The sequence below is a fragment of the Nocardioides islandensis genome (assembly GCF_015352455.1).
Classification (GTDB): Bacteria; Actinomycetota; Actinomycetes; order Propionibacteriales; family Nocardioidaceae; genus Nocardioides; species Nocardioides islandensis.
In genome coordinates this window covers 1-1,095 of sequence record NZ_JADKPN010000034.1, presented here as the reverse complement: position 1 = coordinate 1,095, position 1,095 = coordinate 1, and the positions used below count along the sequence as shown (strand labels likewise).

Below are 1,095 nucleotides of genomic sequence, written 5' to 3'. Positions count from 1 at the left end.
TGTACCCGGCCATCACGTTGGTAGCAGGCGGCTGATTGGGGGGTGGCCTCCGAGTGCGCTGTGACGGCGTTGAGTGTTGTAGTGCTCGAGCCAGGGGGCAAGAGCGGCGGTTCGTGCGTCGTTGGTGGTGAAGTGCTGGCGGTAGGCCCACTCGGTGAGCAGGGTGCGGTTGAGGCGCTCTACCTTGCCGTTTTGCCAGGGGCAGTGCGGCTTGATGAAGACCTGCTTGATCTGGTTGTGGTCCTCGCAGACCTGCCGCAGGGACCACTTGTAGGCCCATGCGTTGTCGGTCATCAGCCGCTCGATGCGGTCGATGCCGTGGTCGGCGAAGTAGGCCAGGGCGCGTTGGAGGAAGTCCGCACAGGTCGGGCCCTTCTCGTCGGGTAGGACCTCGCTGTAGGCGAGTCTGGAGTGGTCGTCGACCAGTGAGTGGACGTAGTCGAAGCCGACCTTGAGGGACTTGTCCTTCCTCGACTGGTGGTTGCTCACCAGCTCGCCGCGTCCGCGCCAACCACCACCGTCGGGGATGCGGCCGAGCTTCTTGACGTCCATGTGGACCAGCGATCCCGGATGAGGGTGCTCGTAGCGCACTGCTGTGGTCTTGGAGGCCTTGATGACCTGGCCGGTGATCGGATCAAGCATGCACAACCGGGGCATGCCGTGACGGGCAAGGATCCGGGACACCGTCCTGGCTGGCACTTCGAGCCGGTGGCTGATCTCGTCGGGCCCGATCCGTTCGGTCCGGCGCAGCTCGATCACGGCGGCCTCGGTCGCTGCATCGGTGCGAGTCGGTGTCGAGTGCGGCCGCGAGGTGCGATCACGCAAACCGGCTTCGCCCTCAGCGGCATAGCGGTCGAGCCAGGTCTTCACACACTTGCGGGAGATGCCCATCGCGGCAGCGATGTGCGCCTGGGGCCAGCCGGCCTGACGGCGCTGCACGATCAGCAGCCGTCCTTGGAAGGTGGTGCGGGCACTACCGTGGGACACGAGAACCTCCGGGTGGAAGTGGGCCTTAGACAAGCCACATCCCATTCGGAGGTTCTCGTTCGTTCAACCAGGCTCGCCGCTACCCAGGTCCTGGCCGGGTACACCTAG

At 65.3% G+C, this 1,095-nt stretch carries 1 protein-coding gene; it reads right to left on the bottom strand.

Annotated features, from left to right (window positions below):
• Positions 1-12: 12 nt before the first annotated feature.
• Positions 13-987, bottom strand: coding sequence for an IS481 family transposase (locus ISU07_RS23680; RefSeq protein WP_194709328.1), 975 nt, complete (start codon positions 985-987; stop codon positions 13-15).
• Positions 988-1,095 lie beyond the last annotated feature (108 nt).